Source organism: Streptomyces sp. TRD_SC_5, assembly GCF_056836825.1.
On the sequence record NZ_JBWZZS010000001.1, the window covers coordinates 1,777,761 to 1,802,889 of the forward strand.

Consider the following 25,129-nt stretch of genomic DNA (forward strand, 5'->3'; position numbering starts at 1 on the left):
TCCCCTCCACTCGTGCGCTGCGCCGGACCGGTCCGTGGCGCGGGGACCGGTTCGCTAGTCGCGCTCCGGAGCCAACTCGCGTACGGCGTCGGCGAATGCCTCGCCCCGCTTGTTGTAGTTGGTGAACATGTCCATGGAGGCGCAGGCCGGGGCCATCAGGACCGTGTCCCCGGGCTGTGCGAGCCGCGCCGCTTCGCGGACCGCCGCCGACATCGCCCCAGTGTCGGTCCGGTCGAGGTCGACCACCGGTACTTCGGGGGCGTGTCGCGCGAGGGCTTCGCGGATGAGCGCGCGGTCGGCGCCGATGAGGACGACGCCGCGCAGTCGCTTTGCCGACTTCTCGACCAGCTCGTCGAAGGTGGCGCCCTTGGCGAGGCCGCCCGCGATCCACACGATGGGGTCGTACGCCGCCAGGGAGGCTTCGGCGGCGTGGGTGTTGGTGGCCTTGGAGTCGTCGACGTACGCGACTCCGGCCACGTCCGCGACGTGCTCGATGCGGTGGGCGTCGGGGCGGAAGGCCCGCAGTCCGTCGCGTACGGCGGCGGGCTCCACGCCGTAGGCGCGGGCGAGGGCGGCGGCCGCGAGGGCGTTGGCGATGTTGTGCGGGGCCGGCGGATTGACGTCGGAGACGTCCGCCAGCTCCTGCGCGTTCTTCTGGCGGTTGGCGACGAAGGCACGGTCGACCAGGATGCCGTCGACGACGCCGAGTTGGGAGGGCGCGGGCGGGCCGAGGGTGAAGCCGATCGCGCGGCAGCCTTCCTCGACGTCGGCCTCGCGGACCAGGTCCTCGGTGGCCGGGTCGGAGGCGTTGTAGACGCAGGCGACCTGGTTGCCCTCGTAGATCCGGCCCTTGTCGGCGGCGTACGCCTCCATCGAGCCGTGCCAGTCGAGGTGGTCGGGGGCGAGGTTCAGCACGGCCGCGGAGTGGGCGCGCAGCGAGGGCGCCCAGTGCAGCTGGTAGCTGGAGAGCTCGACGGCCAGTACGTCGTACGGCTCGTCGCCGAGGACCGCGTCCAGCAGGGATACGCCGATGTTGCCCACGGCGGCGGTACGCAGGCCCGCGGCCTCCAGGATGGAGGCCAGCATGCGTACGGTCGTGGTCTTGCCGTTGGTGCCGGTCACCGCGAGCCAGGGTGCGGCGTCCGGACCCCGGAGCCGCCAGGCCAGCTCTACGTCGCCCCAGATCTCCACGCCCGCCTCGGCGGCGGCCCGGAAGAGCGGCTTGTCGGGCTTCCAGCCGGGCGCGGTGACGATCAGCTCGGTGCCCTCGGGGAGGGTCGCGCCGTCACCGAGGCGCACGGTGACGCCCAGGGCTTCAAGTTCGGCGGCCTGGGCGCGGGAGCGCTCGTCGTCGCCGTCGTTGACGACGGTGACGTGGGCCCCGAGCCCCCGCAGCACACGTGCTGCGGGGATCCCGGAGACGCCAAGACCCGCGACGGTCACCCGCTTGCCGGTCCAGGTCACTTCTGTCACTTGTCGGCCGCCCAGCCCGCGTAGAAGAGCCCGAGGCCGATGATCACGCACATGCCCTGGATGATCCAGAAGCGGACCACCACAAGGACTTCGGACCAGCCCTTGAGTTCGAAGTGATGCTGGAGCGGCGCCATTTTGAAGACCCGCTTGCCGGTCATCTTGAACGAGCCGACCTGGATTACGACGGACATCGTGATGAGGACGAACAGACCGCCGAGCAGCGCCATCAGGAACTCGGTGCGCGAGCAGATCGCCAGACCCGCGAGCGCGCCGCCGAGGGCGAGCGAGCCGGTGTCACCCATGAAGATCTTGGCGGGCGAGGTGTTCCACCACAGGAAGCCGAAGCAGGCACCCATCAGGGCGGCGGCGACGACCGCGAGGTCGAGTGGATCTCGTACTTCGAAACAGGCTTCCGGGTTGGTCAGGCTCGGCGCGTCGGCGCAGGACTCCTGGAACTGCCACAGACCGATGAAGGTGTACGCACCGAAGACCATCACGGAGGCGCCGGTGGCGAGTCCGTCGAGGCCGTCGGTGAGGTTCACACCGTTCGACATCGCCAGGATCATGAACAGCGCCCAGACCACGAACAGCACCGGGCCGATCGACCAGCCGAAGTCCTGGACGAAGGAGAGCCTGGTGGAGGCCGGGGCGTTGCCTCGGATGTCCTTGAACTGCAGGGCCAGCACGGCGAAGGCGATACCGACGATCAGCTGTCCGGCCATCTTCGCCTTGGCCCGCAGGCCCAGCGAACGCTGCTTGACGATCTTGATGTAGTCGTCGAGGAAACCGACCAGGCCCATGCCCGCCATGAGGAAGAGCACCAGCAGGCCGGAGACGCTCGGCTTCTCGCCGGTGATCACCTTCGCCATGGCGTACGCGATGAGCGTGGCCAGGATGAAGGCGATGCCGCCCATGGTCGGCGTACCGCGCTTGCCGTGGTGGCCGCGCGGGCCGTCGTCCCGGATGAACTGCCCGTAACCCTTGCGGGCCAGCAGTTTGATGAGCAGCGGGGTACCGATCAGGGTCAGGAAGAGCCCGATGGCTCCCGCGAAGAGGATCTGCCTCATCGGCCGGCGACCTCGCCCTCGGTGCGGTGGTCGAGGAGCGCAAGCGCGACCCGCTCGAGACCGACCGACCTGGAAGCCTTCACCAGCACGACGTCTCCCGGACGCAGTTCACTGCGCAACAGGTCGACCGCCGCCTGCGCGTCGGACACGTGCACCGACTCCTCACCCCACGAACCCTCGTTGTAAGCGCCCAGCTGCAGCCAGGACGCTTCCCTGCCCCCGACTGCCACGAGCTTGCTGACGTTGAGCCGGACGGCGAGCCGTCCGACCGCGTCGTGCTCGGCGAGCGAATCGTCACCCAGCTCGGCCATGTGACCGAGCACCGCCCACGTACGACGCCCCGTGCCCATGGACGCGAGCGCACGCAGGGCGGCTCGCATGGATTCGGGGTTCGCGTTGTAGGCGTCGTTGACGACTGTCACGCCGTCAGGACGCTCGGTGACCTCCATGCGCCAGCGGGACAGCGTGCCCGCCTCGGAGAGCGCGGTGGCGATCTCGTCCACGGACATGCCCAGCTCATGGGCGACGGCGGCCGCGGCGAGCGCGTTCGACACGTGGTGCTCACCGTACAGCCGCATGGTCACGTCACTGCACCCGGTGGGTGTGCGAAGACTGAACGCCGGCCGGCCGTTCTCGGTTAGCCGGACGTTCTCGGCCCGTACGTCCGCATCTGCGGCCTCACCGAAGAGCACCACACGGGCTTTTGTACGAGCCGCCATGGCCCGGACGAGCTGATCGTCGGCGTTGAGCACGGCCACACCGCCGGCGTTGGCCGACGGCAGCGCCTCGACCATCTCGCCCTTGGCCTCGGCGATCTGCTCGCGGCCGCCGAACTCGCCGATGTGGGCGGTGCCGACGTTCAGTACGAGGCCGATGCGCGGCGGGGTCAGCCCGGTGAGGTACCGGATGTGCCCGATGCCGCGCGCGCCCATTTCGAGGACCAGGTGCTCGGTGTCCTCGGTGGCGCGCAGCGCGGTGAGCGGCAGGCCGATCTCGTTGTTGAGGGAGCCGGGCGTCCAGACCGTGGGGCCCTTGCGCTCCAGGAGCTGGGCGATGAGGTCCTTGGTGGAAGTCTTGCCGGCTGAGCCGGTGAGCGCGACGACCTTCGTGCCGAGCCGTCCGACGACGGCGCGTGCCAGGGCGCCCAGCGCCTCGGTGACGTCGTCCACGACGATGGCGGGTACGCCGACCGGTCGGGTGGCCAGCACGGCTGCGGCGCCGGAGGCGACGGCCCGCTCGGCGTAGTCGTGGCCGTCGACCTTCTCGCCCGCGAAGGCGGCGAAGAGGCTGCCGGGCTTCACCTCGCGGGAGTCGATGACGACGGGGCCGGCCACCCGCAGGGCGCTGTCCGGTATGTCGTGCGACTGCCCGCCGGTGATCTCGGCGATCTCGGCGAGGGAGAGTGCGATCACTTGGCCACCCCGCCGTCCGGGGTCAGTGCGGCGGCGCGGATCGCGTGCCGCAGCACCTGGCGGTCGTCGAAGGGGCGTACCACTCCGGCGATGTCCTGGCCCTGCTCGTGCCCCTTGCCCGCGACGAGCACGGTGTCGCCGGGCTTGGCGCGGGCGACCGCCGTCGCGATGGCCGAGGCCCGGTCGGCGTCGATCAGGACGTCGCCGCGCTCGTGCGCGGGGACCTCGGCGGCCCCCGCGAGCATCGCGGCGAGGATCGCGAGGGGGTCCTCGGAGCGCGGGTTGTCGGAGGTCAGTACGGCGGTGTCGGCGAGCCTGGCGGCGGCGGCGCCCATCGAGGGCCGCTTCTGCTTGTCGCGGTCGCCGCCGCAGCCGAGCACGATGTGCAGTTCGCCCTCGGTGACCTTGCGCAGCGCGCGCAGGACCGATTCGACGGCGTCCGTCTTGTGGGCGTAGTCGACGACGGCGAGGTACGGCTGGCCCGCGTCCACGCGCTCCAGACGGCCCGGTACGCCGGGGACGGCGGCGATGCCGTCGGCGGCGGTCTGCGGGTCGACGCCCGCGACGGCGAGGGTGACGATCGCGGCGAGCGTGTTGGCGACGTTGAACGGGCCGGCCAGCGGGGCGGTCGCGGTGACGCGCTCCCCCTTGGGGCCGATCGCCGTGAACGTACTGGTGAAGGGGCCGACCTCGACGCCCTCGGCGCGCCAGTCGGCGTCCGGGTGACCCTCGGCGGAGAAGGAGGTGACCGGGACGCCCGACTCGGTGATGAGCCGCCGGCCGTATTCGTCGTCGAAGTTCACGACGCCGACCTTGCTGCGCTCCGGGGTGAAGAGACGAGCCTTCGCCTGGAAGTAGTCCTCCATGTCGGAGTGGAATTCCATGTGCTCGGGGCTCAGGTTGTTGAAGACCGCGACGTCGAAGACGCAGCCGTCGACCCGGCCGAGCACCAGCGCGTGGCTGGAGACCTCCATGGCGACCGCGTCGACACCGCGTTCGCGCATCACGGCGAAGAGGGCCTGGAGGTCGGTGGCCTCGGGGGTGGTGCGCTCGGACTTGATGCGCTCGTCGCCGATGCGCATCTCGACCGTACCGATCAGGCCGGGCAGCCTCCCGGCCGCCCGCAGACCGCCCTCGACGAGGTACGCCGTGGTGGTCTTGCCGGAGGTCCCGGTGATGCCGAGCTGGAGCAGGGCGTCGCCGGGGTGGCCGTAGATCTCGGTGGCGAGCTCACCCATCCGGCCGCGCGGGTCGTCGACGACCAGGGCCGGCAGGCCCGTGGCCTCGGCCCTCGCGGCGCCGCTGGGATCGGTGAGGATCGCGGCCGCGCCGAGTCCCGCCGCCTGCGTGGCGAAGTCGGCGCCGTGGAGGCGCGCCCCGGGCAGGGCGGCGTACAGATCACCGGGCCTGACCGCGCGGGAATCGTGCGTGATACCGGTGACCTCGGTCGCGCCCGGGGGGTCGATACCCAGGCGCTCGGCCAGCTCCCCGAGGGGTGTCGGGCGGACCTGGACCGGCCGGGGCGCTCCGGGGTACGTCACCGTTGCGTCCTTCTGGGTGGTTTGGGACTGATCAGCGTGTGGCACGGCGGTGAGCGTACCGGGCGTACCCGGCCCCCCGCGAAACGAGGGGGGAGGGTCTTCTTGGTTCCCGGGGTTCCGGGTGATGGTTGTCACTGGTGGTCCTGAGTCACTCGCCGGGTGTGAAGGACACCGGCAGCCGGGCGGGCTTGCTGCCGGTCGGTGCGACCTGGAGGGTCTTCAGTGCGAACTCCATAACCTTCTTGTAGATGGGGCCGCAGATCTGGCCGCCGAAGTAGCTGCCCCTGGTCGGATTCTGGATGGCGCAGTAGACGGTGACCCGCGGTTTGTCCGCGGGCGCGAAGCCGGCGAAGGACGCGGTGTAGCCCTTGTAGCGTCCGGTGGCCGGATCCACCCGGTTGGACGTGCCGGTCTTGCCGCCGACGCGGTAGCCGGGGATGCGGGCCTTGGTGCCCGTACCCTCCTCGTCGTCGACGACCGACTCCAGCATGGTGGCCACGGTCCTGGCGGTCTTCTCGCTGACCACCCGGGTCTTCTTGGGCGCGGGGGCGGGGGTGAAGCGGCCGTCGGGGCCCTTGGTGCCGCGTACGAGCGTTGGCTGGATCCGTACGCCGCCGTTGGCGATCGTCGAGTAGACGGACGCGGCCTGCATGGCGTTGAGGGACAGTCCCTGCCCGAACGGGATCGTGTACTGCTGCGAGGTGCTCCAGTCCTTGGGCGCGGCGAGGATGCCCGACGTCTCGCCGGGATAGCCGAGGCCGCTGGGGCTGCCGAGGCCGAACTTGCGCAGGTAGGAGTGCAGGACCCGGTTGGCCTGCGCCCGGGTCTTGCCGAGCTGCTCGGTCGCCAGGATGGTGCCGATGTTGCTGGATTTGGCGAGTACGCCGTTGAGCGTCAGGTACCAGGTGGGGTGGTCGATGTCGTCCTTGAACAGCCGGTCGCCCCGGTGCAGCCGGTTCGGTACGACGACATGGGTGCCCGGCGCGGCGGCGTTCTCCTCCAGTACCGCGGCCATGGACATGACCTTGGCGGTGGAGCCGGGCTCGTACGCGTCCTGGAGAGCGGCGTTGCCCATGGCGGTGGCGTCGGCCTGCGAGAGGTCGTTGGGGTCAAAACCGGGGGCGTTGGCCATGGCGAGGACCTCACCGGTGCGGGTGTCCTGGACTATCACGTAGCCACGGTCGGCCCCGGACTTCTGCACCTGCTCGCTGATGGCGTCCTGGGCGGCCCACTGGATGTCGCGGTCGATGGTCAGCTCGATGTCGGAGCCGGGGACTGCGGGGACCTCGCGGGCGCCGACGGTGGGGACCCTGCGGCCGCCGGACTGGGCGTATTTGATCTCCCCGTCCTTGCCCGCCAGCTCCTCGTCCAGCTGGGTCTCCAGGCCGCCCGCACCCTTGCCCTCGGCGTTGACGTAACCGAGTATCCCGGCGGCGAGATCGCCGTTGGGATAGACGCGCTTGCTGCTGGCCTCCTGGAAGACGCCGGCGAGGACGTTGACGCCCTTGCCGCCCTTGGCCTTGTCCTCCCTGGCCTTCTCGGCGAAGACGCTCTTGAGGTCCTTGATCTGGTTCCAGATCTGCGGCGTCTGGCGGCGGGCCAGGACGGCGTACTTGCTCTTGGGTTTCTTGAGCTTCTTCGCCAGGTCGTCCGCGTCCTTGCGGAGGATCGGCGCGAGGAGCGCCGCCGCCTGCTCGGGCGCGTCCGGGGCCTTCGTGAACTCGGCGGTGAACATCGACGGGTCGGCGGTGATGTCGTGCGCGTCGACGCTGGTGGCCAGCGCGATGCCGCTGCGGTCGGTGATCTCGCCGCGCTCGGCGGCCAGCGTGGAGCTGGAGTACCGGTTCTTCTCGGCCTTGGCGGTGTACGTACTCGCGTCGACGGCCTGGACCTGGAGCAGCCGTACGACGAAGGCCAGCATGACGAGCGTGAGTCCGACGCCGACCAGCCGCAGCCGGGGCCTGGGGCTGCCGAGCACCAGGGAGCGCGCGGCCTTGGGGGCGGGGCGCGGCCGCCCGACCGGGGGGCGTGCCTTGGGCCGCGCGGAGGGCTTGGGGCGCCCGCCGCTGTGCGGGCGCCCGGGGCCGGGCACGCGACGGCGCGGTGGTTCCTGGGGGGGCACTGCGTCACCTGCCGGGGGTCGGGGTCGGCTTCGCGGACGGGCTGGGGCGGTTGGACGGGCTGGGGCGGTCGGACGGGCTGCGGCGGGTTACGGGACCGGGGCGGGGGCGGGCGGGCCGGCCGGAGCCGGGGCGGGCGGTGACGGGGGCGGTGACGGGGCGGACTCGACCGGCGGGGCGGTCGCGGCCGGAGTGGCGGTCGCGGCCGGAGTGGCTGAAACCGGCGGTGCGGGAGGCGCCACAGGGGGCGGGCCGGCCGCCGGGAGACCGAGCGGCGCGCGGCGGGTCACTGCGTCGGCAGACGCCTGGGAGGGCACGCCCCGGACCGTACCGTCGGGCTCGAGGAAGGCGGGGCTGCCGCCGGGCACCATGCCGAGTTCGCGGGCTCTGCGCTCCAGCGCGCCGGGGGCGGACCGGTCGTCGACGTACTGCTGGAGTTCCTGTTCCTTGTCGGTCAGCTCGGTGGTCCGCTTCTTCAGCTCGCTCAGCTTGAACGAGCCCTCGTTGAGCGAGGAGTTCAGCAGCAGGAGGGTGATGAGACCGCCGCCGAGCAGCAGCACGACCAGCAGCACGAAGGGGGTTCTGGCCGCCTGGTGGGGGCCGGACGGCAGCAGCCGCGACAACCGCGCGGCCCGCCCCTTCAGCTGCTTGGCCGGCTTGGTCACAGCACGTCCTCCCGGATGCGCTGCGCCCCGCGCAGCCGGGCCGGTGCGGCGCGGCGGTTCTCCGCGACCTCTTCCTCGGTCGGCAGTTCCGCGCCGCGTGTCAGCAGCTTCAGCCTCGGCTGGTACTGCTCGGGCACGACCGGCAGACCGGGCGGCGCCGTATTGGCGGCGCCCGCCGCGAAGACCTGCTTGACCAGGCGGTCTTCGAGCGAGTGGTACGAGAGGACCGCGATCCGGCCGTCCACGGCGAGTGTCTTCACCGCTGCCGGAATCGCCCGTTCCAGTACGGAAAGCTCACCGTTGACCTCGATGCGCAGCGCCTGGAAGGTGCGCTTGGCGGGGTTGCCGCCGGTGCGCTTGGCGGCCTGCGGCAGCGCGTCGCGGATCAGCTCGACGAGCCGGGCGCTGTTGCTGAACGGCTCCTTGTCGCGCTCGCGCACGACCGCGGAGACGATTCTCTTGGCCTGCTTCTCCTCGCCGTACTGACGCAGGATCCGCACCAGCTCGCCCGGCGGGTACGTATTGAGGACCTCGGCGGCGCTGACGCCCGTCGTCTGGTCCATGCGCATATCGAGCGGGGCGTCGTGGGCGTACGCGAAACCGCGCTCGCGTTCGTCGAGTTGCATCGAGGAGACGCCGAGGTCGAAGAGGACGCCCTGCACGCGCGGGACGGAGAGGCGTTCCAGTACCTCGGGCAGCTCGTCGTACACGGCGTGCACCAGGGTGGCCCGGTCGCCGAACGGGGCGAGCCGCTCGCCGGAGAGCCGCAGCGCCTCCTTGTCCCGGTCGAGCGCGATGAGCCGCGCCGAGGGGAAGGCGGTGAGCAGGGCCTCGCTGTGTCCGCCGAGGCCCAGGGTGCAGTCCACGACCACCGCTCCCGGTTCGCCGAGCGCCGGGGCCAACAGGTCCAGGCATCGCTGGAGCATCACCGGGACGTGTCGGGACTGGCTCATGCGCCCTCTCAGTTACCGGCGCGGTTCTGTATGTACGGCCTGGTCCCCACCCGCTCGGAAGGGGACGGCCTGCCGGCGCCGGGGAAGTGGCGTCGGCCGACCGGCGAGCGGGAGGAGGCCGGGCCGTACGTACGCCGCGCACGCGGGAGTAATTCGAAATGTGCGAGATGTGTCCGTAAAGCAGTAAGGGACGCGTCACGCCACCCACTTCGCGTCACTTTAGTCGACTCGTCCTTGCGGTCAATCAACGGGCCAGCGCGTCGCGCGGCCTTGTTTTCACCCGTACGGAGGATGACCCGTGACGCCTGTGGGTTACCTCACAACAAGCCTTGTTGACGTTCTTTGTCCCATCTCACAGCGGGCCCATCCCGCAGGCGCGCATTAACGTCTAAGGCATGTCGACTTCCGCGCACCACCCCGCCGAACCCACCGCAGCCAAGCCCGTCGCGGCGCGCACCGGGGGTACGGTCACCGACCGTCTCGTAGAAGCGAACCGGGCATACGCCGCAGGGTTCCAGGATCCGGGAATGGAGGCGCGGCCCGTGCTGCACGTCGCCGTGGTCGCCTGCATGGACGCACGCCTGGACCTCCACGACGCGCTCGGCCTCGAACTGGGCGACTGCCACACCATCCGCAACGCGGGCGGCGTGGTCACCGACGATGTGATCCGCTCGCTGACCATCAGCCAGCGCGCGCTGGGCACCCGCAGCGTCATACTCGTCCACCACACCACCTGCGGCCTGGAAAGCCTCACCGAGGACTTCAGGCAGGAGCTGGAGGACGAGGTCGGGCAGCGTCCGTCCTGGGCCGTGGAGGCGTTCCGGAACGTCGACCAGGACGTTCGCCAGTCGATGCAGCGCGTGCGGACCTCGCCTTTCCTGCCGCACACCGATGACGTGCGCGGCTTCGTCTTCGACGTGACCACCGGTCTGCTGCGGGAGATCGACCCGGTGAAGTAGCGGCCGCAGCGGCAGTCGAGCGAACAAAAACGCGACAACCCCCGACATATCCCTCCCCGTTGTCCACAGGCGAGTGACACGAAGCGGTAACGGCAACAACAATGCGGGTGTGACATCGCGCCGGGACCGTCCGGCGTGATGTCCGTGTTTCGGGGTGGGCCGTTCCGTCGTCGTGGCGTCGGCCTGTGGAACGGGGCCGAGGAGGGCCGGGTGACGACCTATGACGATCGAGCGAGCCTTACAGATCTGACCACCACAGCGGAGCGGGTGCGCAGGTCGGTGGAGGGTGTGATCGAGGGCAAGCCGGAGGTCGTACGGCTTTCGCTGACCGTGCTCCTCGCCGAGGGACATCTGCTGATCGAAGACGTGCCGGGCGTGGGCAAGACGATGCTCGCCAAGGCGCTCGCGAGATCCATCGACTGCTCGGTACGGCGCATTCAGTTCACGCCCGACCTGCTGCCTTCGGACATCACCGGCGTGAGCATCTACGACCAGCAGCGGCGCGATTTCGAATTCAAACCGGGCGCGATCTTCGCCCAGATCGTGATCGGCGACGAGATCAACCGCGCCTCGCCGAAGACGCAGTCCGCGCTCCTGGAGTCGATGGAGGAGCGCCAGGTCACGATCGACGGGCAGACGTACGAACTGCCGTCGCCCTTCATGGTGGTCGCCACGCAGAACCCGGTGGAGATGGAGGGCACGTACCCGCTGCCCGAGGCCCAGCGCGACCGCTTCATGGCGCGGGTCTCCATCGGCTACCCGAGCGCCGAGGCCGAGCTCCAGATGCTGGACGTGCACGGAGCGGCCTCGCCGCTGGACGACCTTCAGCCGGTGGCACACGCGCACGAGATCCTGAAGCTGATCGACGCGGTCCGTTCGGTGCATGTGGCCGACGCGGTACGGCGCTACGCGGTCGAGCTGGTGGGCGCCACCCGCAACCACCCCGACCTGCGCCTCGGCGCCTCGCCGCGCGCCACGCTGCACCTGCTGCGCGCCGCCAAGGCCTCCGCCGCGCTGAGCGGTCGCGACTACGCGCTCCCCGACGACGTACAGGCCCTCGCGGGGGCGGTGCTGGCGCACCGGCTGCTGCCGACGGCCCAGGCCCAGCTGAACCGGCGTACCTCTGAGCAGGTCGTACTGGAAATCCTCCAGCGCACCGCCGTACCGACGGCGGAGCGCAGGGTGACGCCGCCTGCCGCCGCTCCGGCGTACGGCGGCGCTCAGCAGCCCGGCCTACGGCGACTGTGATGGAGGCTGTGCCGGCGACCGAGGGGAGCGCCTCGGCCGACGGCGGCGGGGACAGCGACGGCGACAAAGGCGGGCTGCGGGCCGCGCTGTCCGGGCTGACCACGCGCGGGCGCTCGTTCCTCGCGGCCGGCGTGGCCGCGGCGGTGTGCGCGTACGTCCTCGGCCAGGGCGACCTGCTGCGGGTCGGGCTGCTGCTCGCGGTGCTGCCGCTGGTCTGCGTGGCCGTGCTGTACCGCACGCGCTACCAGGTCGCGGGCAGCAGGCGGCTGACGCCTTCGCGGGTGCCGACGGGCTCGGAGGCACGCGTACATCTGCGGCTGGACAACGTCTCGCGGCTGCCCACCGGTCTGCTGATGCTCCAGGACCGGGTGCCGTACGTCCTGGGGCCGCGGCCCCGGTTCGTCCTGGACCGGGTGGAGGCGGGCGGGCGGCGCGAGGTGTCCTACCGGGTCCGCTCCGACCTGCGCGGGCGCTACCCGCTCGGTCCGCTCCAGCTGCGGCTGACGGACCCCTTCGGCATGTGCGAGCTGACCCGCTCGTTCAGCGCGTACGACACCCTGACCGTGATCCCGCGCGTCGAGGCGCTGCCCGCCGTGCGGATGACCGGCGAGGCGTCGGGGTACGGCGACGGGCGCAACCGCTCACTGGCGCTGGCCGGCGAGGACGACGTGATCCCGCGCGGATACCGGCACGGCGACGACCTGCGCCGCGTGCACTGGCGCTCCACCGCGCGCTACGGCGAGCTGATGGTGCGCCGCGAGGAGCAGCCCCAGCGGGCCAGGTGCACGGTGCTGCTCGACACCCGGCGGTCCGCGTACCAGGGGGCCGGTCCCGACTCGGCCTTCGAGTGGGCGGTGTCGGGAGCGGCCTCCGCTCTGGCGCACATGCTCGAACGGGGCTTTTCGGTACGGCTGTTGACCGACACCGGGAATTCGGTGCCCGGTGAGGGGTCCGGCGGTTTTGCCGGGGCCACCCAGGAGACGGCCGACTCCGCCGGACTGATGATGGACACACTCGCCGTCGTCGGGCACTCGGACGGCGCTGGGCTCTCCGCGTCGTACGACGTGCTGCGCGGCGGGAACGAAGGGCTTCTGGTCGCCTTCTTCGGTGATCTGGACGAGGAGCAGTCGGTTGTGGCGGCGCGCATGCGTCAGCGCAGCGGGGCCGCCGTCGCCTTCGTACTGGACAGCGAGACCTGGACGCAGGGGCGGGCGGCGGGGCAGGGCAGGGCAGTGGACGCGGCGGGCCTCATGGCGCGCGTTCCGGCCGCGGCCGAGGAACGGGTCAGGCCGCTGCGCGAGGCGGGGTGGACGGTGCTGACCGTGCCGCCCGGCATGCCGCTCGCCGACCTGTGGCGGATGGCCGAACGACAGCACACCGGCTCGGGGGCCTCCCCCGCGGGCGGCGCGGCGGGCACAACTGGGGGTTGGTCATGAGCGGTCGCGGACGGCTGGCGCTGTGCGCCACGGCAGCCACCCTGATGGCGGCGGGCGCGCTGCTGCCGCTGATCAACAGCGCGTCGTGGTTCCTGACGGCCGTCCTGCTGGTGACGGTCCAGGCGGGGGTGGGAGCGCTCGCCCGGCGAGTACCCCTGGCCCGGACGCTGACCGTGGCGGTCCAGGCCTTCGTGGCGCTGGTGATGCTGACCGTGGTGTTCGCCAGGGACGTGGCGGTCGGCGGCGTACTGCCGGGGCCCGAGACGTTCCAGGAGTTCGTGAGGCTGCTGACGACGGGCGCCGAGGATGTCGGGCGGTACGCCATCCCGGCTCCGGCGACCGAGGGCATCAGGCTGATGCTGATCGGCGGTGTCCTGCTGATCGCCCTGGCGGTGGACGCCATCGCGGTGACGTTCCGCAGCGCGGCGCCGGCCGGGCTGCCGCTGCTCGCGCTCTACTCGGTGGCCGCGGGGCTTTCGCCGGGCGGCGCCGGCTGGCTGTGGTTCCTGCTGGCGGCCTCCGGCTACCTGCTCCTCCTGCTGTCCGAGGGCCGGGACCGGCTCTCCCAGTGGGGGCGCGTCTTCGGCGGTGCGCCGCGGGCCCAGGGGCGCCCGGCCTCCGGGTTCGAGACGGCGGACGGCTCCGCGCTTGCGCCGGTCCGTACCGGCCGGCGTATCGGCGTACTGGCACTGGGCATCGCCCTGGTCGTCCCCGCCTCGCTGCCCGCCCTGGACGGCGGGCTGCTGAGCGGCACGGGCACCGGCGTCGGCGGCGGTTCCGGGGGCGGCACGATTTCGGCGGTCAATCCGCTGGTGTCGCTGCAGAACAGCCTCAACCAGCCCGAGGACCGCGAGGTGCTGCGGTACCGCACGAACACGGACAACACGAAGGACCTCTATCTGCGGATCGTCGCGCTGGACCAGTTCGACGGCGCCGCCTGGAAGTCCTCGGAGCGCCGGATCGAGGGCGTACCGGACCGGCTGCCCCGCCCGCAGGGGCTCAGCCCCGGTGTCCGTACGACCGAGATCAACTCCAGTGTCTCGGCCGCCGGCTGGTATGCGCAGAGCTATCTGCCGCTCCCCTACCCGGCGACGCGGGTGGACATCGGCGGCCGCTGGCGTTACGAACCGGCCGGCCGCACCCTGGTCGGCGACCAGGGCCAGACCACCCGGGGTGTGCGCTACACGGCCGGCAGCCTGATAGTCCAGCCGACCGCCGAGCAGCTGGCCGCGGCCGGCACGCCGCCGGCCCGCCTGCTGCGCGAGTACACCAAGGTCCCCGGTTCACTGCCCGAGGTGGTCGCGTCGACCGCGCTCCGAGTGACGAAGAGCGCCTCGAACGACTACGAGCGGGCGGTCGCGCTCCAGGACTGGTTCGCCTCGGACGGCGGCTTCACGTACGACACACAGGTGCAGTCCGGCAGCGGCACGGCCGCGATCGCCCGTTTCCTCAGGGACAAGGAAGGCTTCTGCGTCCACTTCTCGTTCTCGATGGCCGCGATGGCCAGGACGCTCGGCATCCCGGCGCGGGTGGCGGTGGGCTTCACGCCCGGCGCCCCGCAGCCCGACGGCACCATGGCGGTCGGGCTGCGCGATGCGCACGCCTGGCCGGAGCTGTACTTCGAGGGTGTGGGGTGGACGCGGTTCGAGCCGACGCCGACCCGTGGCTCGGTGCCGGAGTACACCCGCGACCAGACACCCTCCGACAGCGCGTCCAACCCCGCGCAGGCGCAGCCGAGCACGTCACAGGCTCCTTCGGCGGCGCCCAGCGTCACGGACAGCTGCTCGCCCCAGATGCGCAGGCTGGGCGAGTGCGGCGCTACCGCGCAGCAGGGCGGGGCCGGGCCCACCGACACGGGATTCCCGCTCGGCCCGGTGCTGCTGGTGGCGCTGGGTGTGGTGCTCGTGGTGCTGGTGGTGCTGCTGCCGCTGCTCTGGCGGATCCGGGTCCGGGCGCGACGGCTGGGGTTCGTTGGGCACAGGCCCGCTGACGCGGCCGCCCTCGTGCTCACCGGCCTGCCGGAGTCCGTGGGGCGCGCCCCCGCGGATCCGGCCGGGGGACGTACCCCCGCGGACCTGGCCGCCCGTACGCTCGCCGGCTGGCGTGAGATCACCGATTCGGCGTGGGACTACGGCATCGCGCCGGACGAGTCGCAGACGCCGCGGAAGTCCGCGGCGCGGATCGTGCGTCTGGGCGGGCTGGAAGGTTCGTCGGCCGATGCGGTGCACCGGGCGGCGGGCGCGGTGGAGCAGGTGCTCTACTCCCCGCGGCCCGCCGTCTCGGGCAGCCTCGCCGAGGAGGCCCGGCGCGTACGGACGGGGCTGTGGGCCGCGGCGGGGCGGGGGGCGCGTGTGCGGGCGGTTCTCGCGCCGCGCTCGGCTGTCCGGGTGGTCTGGGCGGTGTCGGCGCGCTGGGCCGCCGTGGGGAACCGGTGGCGTGCGGGCCGCGGGAACCTGGAGCGGTGGGCGGGCGCCCTGCGGCGCCGCCCGTTCCGGCAGCGCGGCTGACGAGGCGGCACGGAGAACGGAATCAGGGGGGAACGAAATGAGGGGTGACCGCATGGAAGCGGTCACCCCTCACTCGTCAGCAAGTGTTGGATGCGATCGACCGGTGTCCGGTCAGCGAACGCGGCCGGTGTCAGTGTCCTTGACCCTCGTCGCGGCGGCGCTGCCACCGCTGCTCGATGCGGTCCATGACGGACCGTCGCTGCCGGGGCCGGCTGCGAGCAGCCGTGTCGGTAGCAGTACCGGGAGCCGGTTGTTCACCCGGCTTCGGGGCCTTGCGCCAGCCGGTGACCGCGAGCACCGCGCAGCCGAGCATCACGAGGAAGCCCACCACGCTTAGCCAGACCTGCTGTGCGACCATTCCGGCCATGAGGAGCGCGATACCCACCAGAAAGCCTGCGACTGCCTGGTAGACCCGTCGTCGGGTGTACGTACGCAGCCCGCTTCCCTCAAGCGCTGTCGCGAACTTGGGATCTTCGGCGTACAGCGCTCGCTCCATCTGCTCGAGCATTCGCTGCTCGTGCTCCGAGAGCGGCACGGGAGTCCTCCTACTCGTCGGTCGCGGGGGGCGACCGTTTGCGGCCCTTTCAGAATAGGCAGGGAATCGCCCCCGTGAAACCCGCCCTCTACGCCAATTCACAATCCGGGCCGCCATGCCGTCTCGGTTGCCTGAGGAAGACATTCCCCATTGGCCGATCCGCCATGCGCACGGTGTGCTCCGATCATACGGGGCCAGGCGGCCGATCGGGGGGCCTGTGGCGGACTCCATGTGCCACTGCGTTGCTGATCAGCCGCTTTTCACGCCCCGTGGGACGGTTCCTCAGCGCTCCGCGGGCTCCTGCTTCTCACCGAGGACGTGCAGCTGGGTCGCGACGGAGTGGAAGGCGGGAAGCTCGGCCGCCGCGGCCTCCAGCTTGAGCAGGGCGTCCAGAGCGCCGGGCTCGGTGTCCACCAGGGCGCCGGGTACGAGGTCGGCGAAGACCCGTACGCCGTGGACGGCGCCGACCTCGACGCCGGCCTTGCCGACCAGCTCGGTGAGCTGACCGGCGGTGAAGCGGCGGGGCACCGGGTCGCCCTCGCCCCAGCGGCCGGCCGGATCAGTGAGGGCCTGCCGGGCCTCGGTGAAGTGCCCGGCCAGCGCCCTGGCCAGGACGGCGCCGCCGAGGCCCGCGGCGAGCAGGCTGAGGGTGCCGGAGGGGCGCAGGGCGTCGACGGCGTTGCGCACGCCCTCGGCCGGGTCGTCGACGTATTCGAGGACGCCGTGGCACAGGACCGCGTCGTAACCGCCGCGCTCGACGACGTCGAAGAGGCCGTGGATGTCGCCCTGCACGCCGCGCACGCGGTCGGCGACGCCGGCCTCGGCGGCCCGGCGCTCCAGCGCGAACAGCGCGTTGGGGCTGGGGTCGACGACGGTGACGCGGTGGCCGAGGCGGGCGACGGGTACCGCGAAGTTGCCCGTGCCGCCGCCGGTGTCGAGGACGTCCAGGGCTTCGCTCCCGGCCGCCTTGGCCTTGCGGTCGAGAGCGTCCTTGAGGACCTCCCAGACCACGGCGGTACGGAGGGAGGCGCGGGGGCGCATCGGGTCCGACACGGCAGTTGACTCCTCGGCGCGGTGCCGCCGCGGACGGCGGGGCGGTGAACGGTGCGGGCGAACGGTGTGGGCGACAAAAAAGCCCTGCCCACCCTATTGCCTCCGGGAACCGGTCCCGTCATCCCGCGTCCGTGCGGTCCGTACTCCCGGGCCGGGGCTGGGGCAGCACCGGATCGAGTACGAGCAGCCGCTCGACCAGGCGCAGGAACATCACCGCGTCGCGCAGCAGGTCGTCGGCGTCCCGGGTGCTCGCCGCTCCCTGTATGCCCGCCTCGGCCAGCGCCCGCCGGCGGGCGCCCGAGGCGAACAGGGCGCTCCACTCGGTCAGTTCCGGCGCGATCTCCGGGAGGACCTCCCAGGCGCTGCGGATCCGCCGGCGCCGGGGCGCGGTGGTCTCCGGCCGGCCGCGGGCCGCGAGGACGGCGGCGGCGGTGCGCAGGGCGGCGAGGTGGGCCGTGGCGTACCGCTCGTTGGGCACCTCGAGGCCTGCGGCCTCGTCCAGCCCGCTGCGGGCCTGGGCGAGCAGGTCCAGGGCCGCGGGCGGCGCACCGGCCCTGCGCAGCACCGGGTGGACGTCGCCTGCTGGGCCGGCCGGGGAGGGGGCGGGGCCGGTGGTGCGGCGCCGGTGTGCGGCAGCTGAGGACGTGCGAGACGTGCGAGCCATGACGAACCTCCTTCGTCGCGTGACGGCTCTGTAGCCGTATGTGTCCATCGTGAGGGGCACCACTGACAATCGGCCCTGACCTGGCCTTTTGCCTCGATCGCGAGTTCGGGATAGTTTTTGCACTGACTGGTCAGTTCAAAAGGGGAGGGCTCGTGGACAGCCCGAGCAACACGCACGGGGCAGCTGTCGTCGCGGAGGACTTCGGGCTGAAGGGCCCGCGCGGCTGGACGTTCCGCGGCGTGCGCGTCACGGCGGAGCCCGGCGCGCTCATCGCGGTGGAGGGTCCGTCCGGCTCCGGCCGCACCTGTCTCCTGCTCGCCCTCACCGGCCGCATGCGCGCCACCGAGGGTCACGCGGAGGTCGGCGGTCTGCGCCTGCCGAAGAAGATGGCCGCCGTACGCCGCCTGAGCGCGCTCGGCCCGGTCACCGGTGTCAGCGAGCTCGATCCGGCCTTCACGGTCGCCGAGCATCTGCGGGAGCGCGCGCTCCTGCAGCGCCGCTACGGCGGCTCGCTGCGCACCCTGCTGAGGCCCCGCGCCGAGCGCGCCGCCGCGGCGCGGGCCAGGATCGACGCCGCGCTCGACGCCGCCGGCCTGGACCTGGACACGCTGCCCAAGGGGGCGCGTACGTCCGTACGGGACCTGGAACGCCTTGAGGCGCTGCGCCTGTCCGTCGGACTGGCGCTGATGGGCGGCCCCCGGCTGCTCGCCGTGGACGACATGGACCTCAAGCTCTCCGACGCGGAGCGCGCGCTGGCCTGGGAGCTGCTGCGCTCCGTCGCCCGAGGGGGGACGACGGTCGTCGCTGTGTGCAGTGAGGCACCGGACGACGCCTTGCGGGTCACCACCACCGCAGCCGACATCACAGACGCAGAGAACGACGACATCGAGGAGGGGGCGGACGATGCGATCGCCGAAGCTGGCCGCGCTTGAGTTGAAGCGGTTCGGCAGGGGGAGGCTGCCGCGGGCCGCGCTCGTCGCGCTGCTGCTGCTTCCGCTGCTCTACGGCGCGCTGTACCTGTGGTCCTTCTGGGACCCGTACGGCAGGCTCGACCGGATACCCGTCGCACTCGTCAACGACGACAAGGGCGCCACCGCGGGCGGCAAGAAGATCGCCGCCGGTGACGAGATCACCGGAAAGCTGCGCGACAGCAAGGTCTTCGAATGGCACGAGGTGAGCGCCACAGAGGCCCGCAGCGGCGTCGAGGACGGCGCGTACTACCTGTCCCTGACCATGCCGGCGGACTTCAGCGAACGGATCGCGTCCAGCTCGGGCGACGTTCCCGAGACGAGCGCCCTTCAGGTGCGCACCAACGACGCGAACAACTACATCGTCGGGCAGATCTCGCGAACGGTCTTCTCCGAGGTACGGACCGCCGCTTCGAAGAACGCCTCCCGTTCGTTCCTCGACAAGATCTTCATCTCCTTCTCCGACATCCATGACTCGACCCAGAAGGCGGCCAAGGGCGCCGACGACATCAAGGGCGGGATCGGGAAGGCGAAGAAGGGCGCCGGCGATCTCAAGGGCGGCCTCAACGAGGCCAAGACCGGCTCGCACGACCTCGCCAAGGGGCTCAAGGACGCCAAGAAGGGCAGCAGCGAACTGTCCGGCGGCCTGAAAACCCTGCACACGAAAATGGGCAAGCTGAAGACCGGCGCGCAGGGGGTCGCGGACGGCACGCAGACACTCGCCGACAAGGTGAACGGCATCGCGGGATCGGTCAGCCCGTACCTCAAGGACAACGGCAAGACGGTCGGGGACACGGCGAAGCTCGTCGCCGACAGCACCCGGATCGTCCGCGAGAACCTCGGCACGCTCGTGAAGACCGCGCCTGTCGCGGCCGAGGGTTCCCGTGTGGCCGCCGACGAACTGCACACCGTCTACGAGGCGCGCTGTGTGAACCAGCCGCTCGACGACCCCGCCTGCCCGCAGCTGAAGAAGGCCGACAAGGCCGCGGCGGACGCGGCTCTGATCGCCGCGGACGTCAACGGTCTCGTCAAGAACCAGCGCGGTGATCTGAACCAGCTCGACAAGGACCTGGCCAAGCTCCAGGAGGAGGCGCGCAAGCTCTCGGCGCGCGCTCCCCACCTCGACGAAGACCTCGACGCCGCCGTCAGCGAGGTCAACGCGCTCAACAGTGGCGCCAAGAAGGTCGCCGAGGGAGCCGGAAAGATCAATACCGGCCTGGGCTCCGCGAAGACCGGCGCGGTCGACCTCGACAGCGGCATCGGCCGGCTCCACACGGGCGCCACCGACCTGGACAACGGGCTCGGCAGGCTCAAGACGGGCGCCGGGGAGCTGAACGGCGGCCTGGTCAAGCTGGTCGACGGCTCGGGCGATCTCGCCAGCGGCCTGCACAAGGGTGTCGGCAAGATCCCGGACTACGACAAGAAGAACCGTGACCAGCGCACCGGCGTGATGGCCGACCCGGTTCAGCTCGCGTCCCAGTCGATGCACCAGGCGCCCAACTACGGCACCGGGTTCGCGCCGTACTTCATCCCGCTGTCCCTGTGGGTCGGCGCGATGGTGGCGTACATGCTGATCCAGCCACTGAACCGCCGCGCCCTCGCGGCGGGAGCCTCGGCCTGGCGGATCGCCCTCGCGGGCTGGCTGCCGGTGGCGGCGCTCGGGGTGCTGCAAGTGGGCGCGCTCATGTCCGTACTGCACTGGGGGCTCGGTCTGCAGATGGAGCGGGCCGCGGGAACGGTCGGTTTCCTGGTGCTGGTGACGGGTTGCTTCGCGGCGATCGTGCAGTGGCTCAACGCCCGGTTCGGCGCGGCCGGCCGCATCCTGGTCCTCGCCGTGCTGATGCTCCAGCTGACCTCCGCGGGCGGCACCTACCCCGTCCAGACCAGTCCGGGCTTCTTCAACGCCATCCACCCCTTCCTGCCGATGACCTACGTCGTGGAGGGCCTGCGCCGGCTCATCACGGGCGGCGGCCTGGAACCGGTCTGGACGGGCAGCGTGGTGCTCCTCGCCTTCACCGCGGGAGCGCTTGCGCTGACGGCGGTGTCCGCGCGGCGCAAGCAGGTGTGGACCCTCGATCGTCTCCACCCGGAGCTCAGCCTGTGAGAATCGTGACCATGGACAGCACCAGAACGCGCCGCGAGGTCACCCGGCAGAAGCTCTACGAGGCGGCCGTCACTCTCATCGCGGAGCAGGGTTTCTCCTCGACGACGGTGGATGAGATCGCGGAGCGCGCCGGGGTCGCCAAAGGCACGGTCTACTACAACTTCAAGAGCAAGACCGAGCTCTTCGAAGAGCTGCTGCGGCACGGAGTCGGACTGCTCACCGCCTCCCTCCAGGCCGCGGCCGACGAGACGGCGGAACGCGACGGCACCAAGGTGGAAGCCCTCGACGCGATGATCCGGGCCGGACTGGGCTTCATCGACCGCTATCCGGCCTTCACGCAGCTGTACGTCGCCGAACTGTGGCGCACCAACAGGGCCTGGCAGTCGACACTCCTGGTGGTACGTCAGGAGGCCGTCGCCGTCGTCGAGACCGTGCTGCGCGAGGGCGTCGAGAACGGCGAGCTCAGCAAGGAGATCGACATTCCGCTGACGGCGGCCGCGCTGGTCGGCATGGTGCTGGTGGCGGCGCTGGACTGGCAGGCGTTCCAGCGCGAGCGGACGATCGACGACGTGCACTCCGCGCTGTCGCTGCTGCTGCACGGCCGGGTGAGCGGCCGCCGCTAGGAAACGCCCGCCGGGGAACGCCCGCCGGCGGACAGCCGCCGACGCACAGCGAAAACGCCGGTCCTGCGAGGCTCGATCCCCCCGAGCCCCGCCGGACCGGCGTTTCCTTGCTCCCCCGCGGGTCCCCCGACCCCCGTCGTACACCCCCGCTCCGGCAGGGGAGCCGCGCCGCTCCGCCGCCCCGTGTCGGCGGTGCGGGCGCCGCGCCCCTTCCGTGGTCCCCACTCTTCCGTCTGCGCAGGTGAGAGCCCATCCGCGTAACTACTCATCTCCTGTACTAGGTACGGATACTCACTCCTGCGTGCTCAGACCCAGCCCCGCCGGACGGCGCCTGGTGACGATCGCGTCCGCGTCCGTACTCCCCCTGGCCCCCCTTCCCCCGGCCGGGCTGTCAGTGGCGGCGGATAAAGTCCCTGTCATGGCACGGATTGTGGTGATCGGCTCCGGGATGGGCGCGATGGCGTCCGCCGCCCGGCTGGCCGTCGCGGGCCACCGCGTGGCGGTGTACGAGCGCGCGGCGACGTACGGCGGCGCGCTCGGCAGGTACGAGCGGGACGGCTTCGTCTTCGATACGGGACCGGGCCTGCTGCACCTGCCCGCCGTCTACCGGGACCTGTTCGCCAAGACCGGCAAGGAGTCCCTGGAGCAGTGCGTCGGGCTCGACCCCGTGGACCCGGCGAGCCGCCACCTGTTCGCCGACGGTACGGACGTGTCCCTGCCCAACGCCTCGCGCGCCGGGGCCGTTTCCGCGCTGGACGCGGCGCTCGGCGCCGGAGCCGGTGAACGCTGGGGCGAGTTCCTGAACCGGGCCCGCGACGCGTGGGACCGGACCAGGCGCCCTCTGCTCGAAGAGCCGCTGTGGCCCGACTGGCAGGTGCTCGGCCGCGACCCTTATCCGTCGGTGCGCCGGCGCAGGGTGCTGCGGCGCGACCGCCTGGCGGCGAGCATCGCGGAGATCGGCGAGTGGGAGCTGGCGGACCCGCGCCTGGCCGCCCTGCTGGACGGTTACGCCCTGGCGTACGGACTTGATCCGCGCACCGCACCCGCGGCGGCCGCCGTACTGCCGTACATGGAGCAGACCTTCGGCAGCTGGTACGTGCGCGGCGGGATGCGGGAGCTGGCGCGGGCGCTGTACGAGCGGTGCCTGGCCCGGAAGGTGGAGTTCGCCTTCGGCGCCGAGGTCGTCGCGATCACGGAGAAGGACGGCCGCGCGGCGGGCGTGGAGCTGGCCGCCGGCACGGTCGCCGAGGCGGATTCGGTGGTCTTCGGGGGCGACCCGCGTCTTCTCGGCGGTATGACGCCTGGGCGCGAGGTGTGGGCCGGGGATGACGTCGTGCCGGGCCCCGTGCCCCCGGGCCGGCTCACGGTCTTCCTGGCGCTGCGCGGCGGCCGCCCGGACGGGGCCGTGCACCGGACGGTGGTCCACTCCCCCGACGCGGGTGCGGAGGCGTCAGCGGCGTTCGCCGGCGAGCACGCCGGGCGTCCCACCGTCACCGTGCTGCGCCCCGACGACCCGCTCACCCGCCCGGACGACGCGCACGAGGCCGTCACGCTGACAGCGACCGTCGCCCCGCAAGGGCCCCTCGACTGGACGGACGAGGCACTGGTCGGGCGGTACGCCGACCTGGTCGTCGAGGCGGCGCTCGCGGCCGTGCCGGACCTGCGGGAGCGCCTGCTGTGGCGCGAGGTCCGCACCCCGGCCGACACGGCCGCCGCGACCGGCGCTCCGGGAGGTTCCGTGTCACCGCCCTCGCTGGCGGGCGCCGGGGGCCGACTGCTGCACCCGGCCAACAGCACGCGGCTGCCCGGCCTCCTGCTGGCCGGCGGCTGGGCGCATCCCGGCGGCGGGCCGGCGCACGCGGGAATGTCCGGGGCCCTGGTCGCGGGGCTCGTCGTCGAGGGCGAAGGCTTCCGGGGCTCGCAGTAGCGGCAGCGGCAGGGGCGGGGCGTCCGTCGGGTCAGTAGCGGTACTGCTCGTTGTAGCCGGTGGTGTCGTAGCCGCCCTGGTAGGGCTCCTGGGCGGGCTGATCGCCGCCGAAGGGCTGTTCGCCGTCGCGCTGCTGCGGGACCCAGACACCGCCGGGCGGCGTCTCGTTGCCGTAATTCTGGTTGTCGTAGGCCTGACCGCCGTACTCCTGGCCCCCGTACTGCTGCGTGTCGTACTGCTGGGTGCCGATGTACGGGTCGGAGTAGGCGGCGTACTGCTGCTGGCCCTGCGGGTAGTCGTACTGGTCGCCGGTGTACGTGGCCTGATTCGGCTGGTCGTAGCCCGAGTAGGTGTCGTACGCGCCGTAGCCGGCCCCGAAAGCGTCGCTCTGGGACTGCTGGGCGGCCGCGTACGCCGCCACGTCGTAGACGCCGTACTGCCCGGTCTCGTCCGGCAGCGGCTCCACCGGCGCGTACACCGGCTCAGCGGGAGCGGCGGGCTCGTACTCGAGGTCCGAGACCTCCAGTGTCGGCTCCTGCTCGACGGGCCGCGCACCGCGCTTGCGGCGGCGGCTCTCGCCCGGTTTGCCGCCGATCGCCCAGCCGGTCGAGAAGCCGCGGCGGAACGACAGCGTGACGTACGTCTGGCCGATCGCGAAGGCGACAGCGCCGCCCGCGATCACGAACACGGACGGCATCAGCACACCGAGGACAACGCCCATGAAGCCGGCGAAGGCCAGCAGCCGCCACCTCAGCCGCGCCTTGTACTGCAGCAGCACTTCGCCGAGCAGCCACAGTGCGACAACTCCGAACGCGATGTAGAGGACCGCCCAGCCCATGCCCGCCCCTCTCCTACGGCCGCTCCCGTGAACAGAGGCGGGTACGGCCGGTCAGGACTGCTCGTGCAGTCCGAGATTCTCGTAGATCTCAAGTGTCGCCGTGGAGTTGTTGAGCGTGATGAAGTGCAATCCGGGTACTCCCTCGGAGAGCAGCCTCGCGCAGAACCCTGTGGCGAACTCGATGCCAATGGAGCGTACAGCGGCTGGATCGTCCTTGACTGCGAGGATCCGCTCTTTCACGGCCGGCGGGAAGTGCGCGTTGCTGAGCTGCGGGAGTCTGTCGAGCTGCTTGACACCCGTCACGGGCATGACTTCGGGGATGATCGGCGTCTCGCAGCCGGCGGCCGCGACCCGGTCGCGCAGCCGCAGGTAGTTCTCCGGATCGAAGAACATCTGTGTGATCGCGTAGTCGGCGCCGGCGCGGCACTTGTCCACGAAGTGCGCGATGTCGGTGTCCCAGTCGGTCGAGCGCGGGTGCATCTCGGGGAAGGCCGCGACGCCCACGCAGAAGTCGCCGGACTCCTTGATCAGCCGGACCAGGTCGGCGGCGTACCGCACGCCCTGCGGGTGCTCGACCCACTCGCCCATCGGGTCGCCGGGCGGGTCTCCGCGCACGGCAAGGATGTTCCGGATTCCGGCGTCCGCGTACTGGCCGATCATGTTGCGCAGTTCGGCGACGGAGTGGTCCACCGCCGTGAGGTGCGCGACCGGGGTGAGCGTGGAGTCGGAGGCGATCTGCTCGGTGGCCCCGACGGTGCCGGCGCGAGTGGATCCGCCCGCTCCGTACGTCACGGAGACGAAGCTGGGGGCCACCGCTTCGACCCGGCGCAACGCGTTCCAGAGGTTCCGCTCGCCCTTTTCGGTCCTGGGCGCGAAGAACTCGAACGAGTACGAAGTCTTGCCGGTCGCGAGCAGATCACGCACGGTGCGTGCGTGATCCGTCCTGGTCGAAGCTGTGCCAAGGGCCATACCCGCAGGTTAACCAGGGCCGGGCGGGGACCCAATAAAAGAGAGGGTTTTGTCCAGATTGCCGGAT

General features: G+C 71.5%; 20 protein-coding genes. 8 read left to right on the plus strand and 12 right to left on the minus strand.

Annotation, left to right across the window (positions count from 1 at the left end):
- Nucleotides 1-54: 54 nt before the first annotated feature.
- From murD to rsmH, 7 genes are all read right to left on the minus strand, one after another.
- Entirely contained in the window at nucleotides 55-1,473 is a 1,419-nt protein-coding gene (gene murD, locus AC1P0E_RS08185; RefSeq protein WP_482741488.1) for a UDP-N-acetylmuramoyl-L-alanine--D-glutamate ligase, read from the minus strand.
- Nucleotides 1,470-2,540: a phospho-N-acetylmuramoyl-pentapeptide-transferase gene (gene mraY, locus AC1P0E_RS08190; RefSeq protein WP_214977456.1), complete on the minus strand. Its 1,071-nt coding sequence runs from the start codon at nucleotides 2,538-2,540 to the stop codon at nucleotides 1,470-1,472. Before mraY ends, murD begins: the two co-directional genes overlap by 4 nt.
- Nucleotides 2,537-3,952 carry a UDP-N-acetylmuramoyl-tripeptide--D-alanyl-D-alanine ligase gene (locus AC1P0E_RS08195; protein WP_482741489.1) on the minus strand — a complete coding sequence of 472 codons (1,416 nt, stop codon included), beginning with the start codon at nucleotides 3,950-3,952 and terminating at the stop codon, nucleotides 2,537-2,539. Before AC1P0E_RS08195 ends, mraY begins: the two co-directional genes overlap by 4 nt.
- Nucleotides 3,949-5,628 carry a UDP-N-acetylmuramoyl-L-alanyl-D-glutamate--2,6-diaminopimelate ligase gene (locus tag AC1P0E_RS08200; protein ID WP_482741490.1) on the minus strand — a complete coding sequence of 560 codons (1,680 nt, stop codon included), beginning with the start codon at nucleotides 5,626-5,628 and terminating at the stop codon, nucleotides 3,949-3,951. Before AC1P0E_RS08200 ends, AC1P0E_RS08195 begins: the two co-directional genes overlap by 4 nt.
- Before the next feature lie 13 nt (nucleotides 5,629-5,641).
- Nucleotides 5,642-7,615: a peptidoglycan D,D-transpeptidase FtsI family protein gene (locus tag AC1P0E_RS08205; RefSeq protein WP_482741491.1), complete on the minus strand. Its 1,974-nt coding sequence runs from the start codon at nucleotides 7,613-7,615 to the stop codon at nucleotides 5,642-5,644.
- Between the two features lie 87 nt (nucleotides 7,616-7,702).
- Nucleotides 7,703-8,278, minus strand: a complete 576-nt coding sequence (ftsL, locus tag AC1P0E_RS08210; RefSeq protein WP_482741492.1) for a cell division protein FtsL — start codon at nucleotides 8,276-8,278, stop codon at nucleotides 7,703-7,705.
- Nucleotides 8,275-9,231, minus strand: a complete 957-nt coding sequence (gene rsmH / locus AC1P0E_RS08215) for a 16S rRNA (cytosine(1402)-N(4))-methyltransferase RsmH (protein ID WP_482741493.1) — start codon at nucleotides 9,229-9,231, stop codon at nucleotides 8,275-8,277. Before rsmH ends, ftsL begins: the two co-directional genes overlap by 4 nt.
- A 395-nt stretch (nucleotides 9,232-9,626) precedes the next feature.
- On the opposite strand from rsmH, the gene AC1P0E_RS08220 reads away from it, so the two are divergent.
- The 4 genes from AC1P0E_RS08220 to AC1P0E_RS08235 all read left to right on the plus strand — a co-directional run bounded on the left by AC1P0E_RS08220 (nucleotide 9,627) and on the right by AC1P0E_RS08235 (nucleotide 15,381).
- Nucleotides 9,627-10,190, plus strand: coding sequence for a beta-class carbonic anhydrase (locus AC1P0E_RS08220; RefSeq protein WP_482741494.1), 564 nt, complete (start codon nucleotides 9,627-9,629; stop codon nucleotides 10,188-10,190).
- Between the two features lie 210 nt (nucleotides 10,191-10,400).
- Nucleotides 10,401-11,438 (plus strand): AAA family ATPase, encoded by a 1,038-nt coding sequence (locus tag AC1P0E_RS08225; protein ID WP_482741495.1) that lies wholly within the window; start codon nucleotides 10,401-10,403, stop codon nucleotides 11,436-11,438.
- Nucleotides 11,438-12,874 (plus strand): DUF58 domain-containing protein, encoded by a 1,437-nt coding sequence (locus tag AC1P0E_RS08230; RefSeq protein WP_482741496.1) that lies wholly within the window; start codon nucleotides 11,438-11,440, stop codon nucleotides 12,872-12,874. The genes AC1P0E_RS08225 and AC1P0E_RS08230 overlap by 1 nt, the downstream gene beginning before the upstream one ends.
- Nucleotides 12,871-15,381: a transglutaminase TgpA family protein gene (locus tag AC1P0E_RS08235; protein ID WP_482741497.1), complete on the plus strand. Its 2,511-nt coding sequence runs from the start codon at nucleotides 12,871-12,873 to the stop codon at nucleotides 15,379-15,381. The genes AC1P0E_RS08230 and AC1P0E_RS08235 overlap by 4 nt, the downstream gene beginning before the upstream one ends.
- A gap of 130 nt (nucleotides 15,382-15,511) precedes the next feature.
- Here AC1P0E_RS08235 and AC1P0E_RS08240 read toward each other — a convergent pair whose 3' ends face one another.
- From AC1P0E_RS08240 to AC1P0E_RS08250, 3 genes are all read right to left on the minus strand, one after another.
- Nucleotides 15,512-15,916 carry a DUF3040 domain-containing protein gene (locus AC1P0E_RS08240; protein ID WP_482741498.1) on the minus strand — a complete coding sequence of 135 codons (405 nt, stop codon included), beginning with the start codon at nucleotides 15,914-15,916 and terminating at the stop codon, nucleotides 15,512-15,514.
- 282 nt (nucleotides 15,917-16,198) lie between these two features.
- Nucleotides 16,199-16,969: a class I SAM-dependent methyltransferase gene (locus AC1P0E_RS08245; RefSeq protein ID WP_482741499.1), complete on the minus strand. Its 771-nt coding sequence runs from the start codon at nucleotides 16,967-16,969 to the stop codon at nucleotides 16,199-16,201.
- Between the two features lie 118 nt (nucleotides 16,970-17,087).
- Nucleotides 17,088-17,633, minus strand: coding sequence for an SAV_6107 family HEPN domain-containing protein (locus AC1P0E_RS08250; RefSeq protein WP_482741500.1), 546 nt, complete (start codon nucleotides 17,631-17,633; stop codon nucleotides 17,088-17,090).
- Between the two features lie 152 nt (nucleotides 17,634-17,785).
- Between AC1P0E_RS08250 and AC1P0E_RS08255 the strand changes: the two genes are divergently transcribed.
- From AC1P0E_RS08255 to AC1P0E_RS08270, 4 genes are all read left to right on the plus strand, one after another.
- The gene (locus AC1P0E_RS08255) at nucleotides 17,786-18,565 is read left to right on the plus strand and encodes an ATP-binding cassette domain-containing protein (protein WP_482741501.1); all 780 of its coding nucleotides are present in this window, start codon (nucleotides 17,786-17,788) and stop codon (nucleotides 18,563-18,565) included.
- On the plus strand, nucleotides 18,537-20,705 hold the full coding sequence (locus tag AC1P0E_RS08260) for a YhgE/Pip family protein (RefSeq protein WP_482741502.1): 2,169 nt from the start codon (nucleotides 18,537-18,539) through the stop codon (nucleotides 20,703-20,705). The genes AC1P0E_RS08255 and AC1P0E_RS08260 overlap by 29 nt, the downstream gene beginning before the upstream one ends.
- An 11-nt stretch (nucleotides 20,706-20,716) precedes the next feature.
- Entirely contained in the window at nucleotides 20,717-21,328 is a 612-nt protein-coding gene (locus tag AC1P0E_RS08265; protein WP_482741503.1) for a TetR/AcrR family transcriptional regulator, read from the plus strand.
- 418 nt (nucleotides 21,329-21,746) lie between these two features.
- Nucleotides 21,747-23,255 (plus strand): phytoene desaturase family protein, encoded by a 1,509-nt coding sequence (locus AC1P0E_RS08270; RefSeq protein ID WP_482741504.1) that lies wholly within the window; start codon nucleotides 21,747-21,749, stop codon nucleotides 23,253-23,255.
- Nucleotides 23,256-23,286: 31 nt separating this feature from the next.
- Here AC1P0E_RS08270 and AC1P0E_RS08275 read toward each other — a convergent pair whose 3' ends face one another.
- Both AC1P0E_RS08275 and metF read right to left on the minus strand, forming a co-directional pair.
- Nucleotides 23,287-24,093, minus strand: a complete 807-nt coding sequence (locus AC1P0E_RS08275) for a hypothetical protein (RefSeq protein WP_482741505.1) — start codon at nucleotides 24,091-24,093, stop codon at nucleotides 23,287-23,289.
- Nucleotides 24,094-24,144: 51 nt separating this feature from the next.
- The gene (gene metF, locus AC1P0E_RS08280) at nucleotides 24,145-25,062 is read right to left on the minus strand and encodes a methylenetetrahydrofolate reductase [NAD(P)H] (RefSeq protein ID WP_482741506.1); all 918 of its coding nucleotides are present in this window, start codon (nucleotides 25,060-25,062) and stop codon (nucleotides 24,145-24,147) included.
- Between the last annotated feature and the right edge of the window lie 67 nt (nucleotides 25,063-25,129).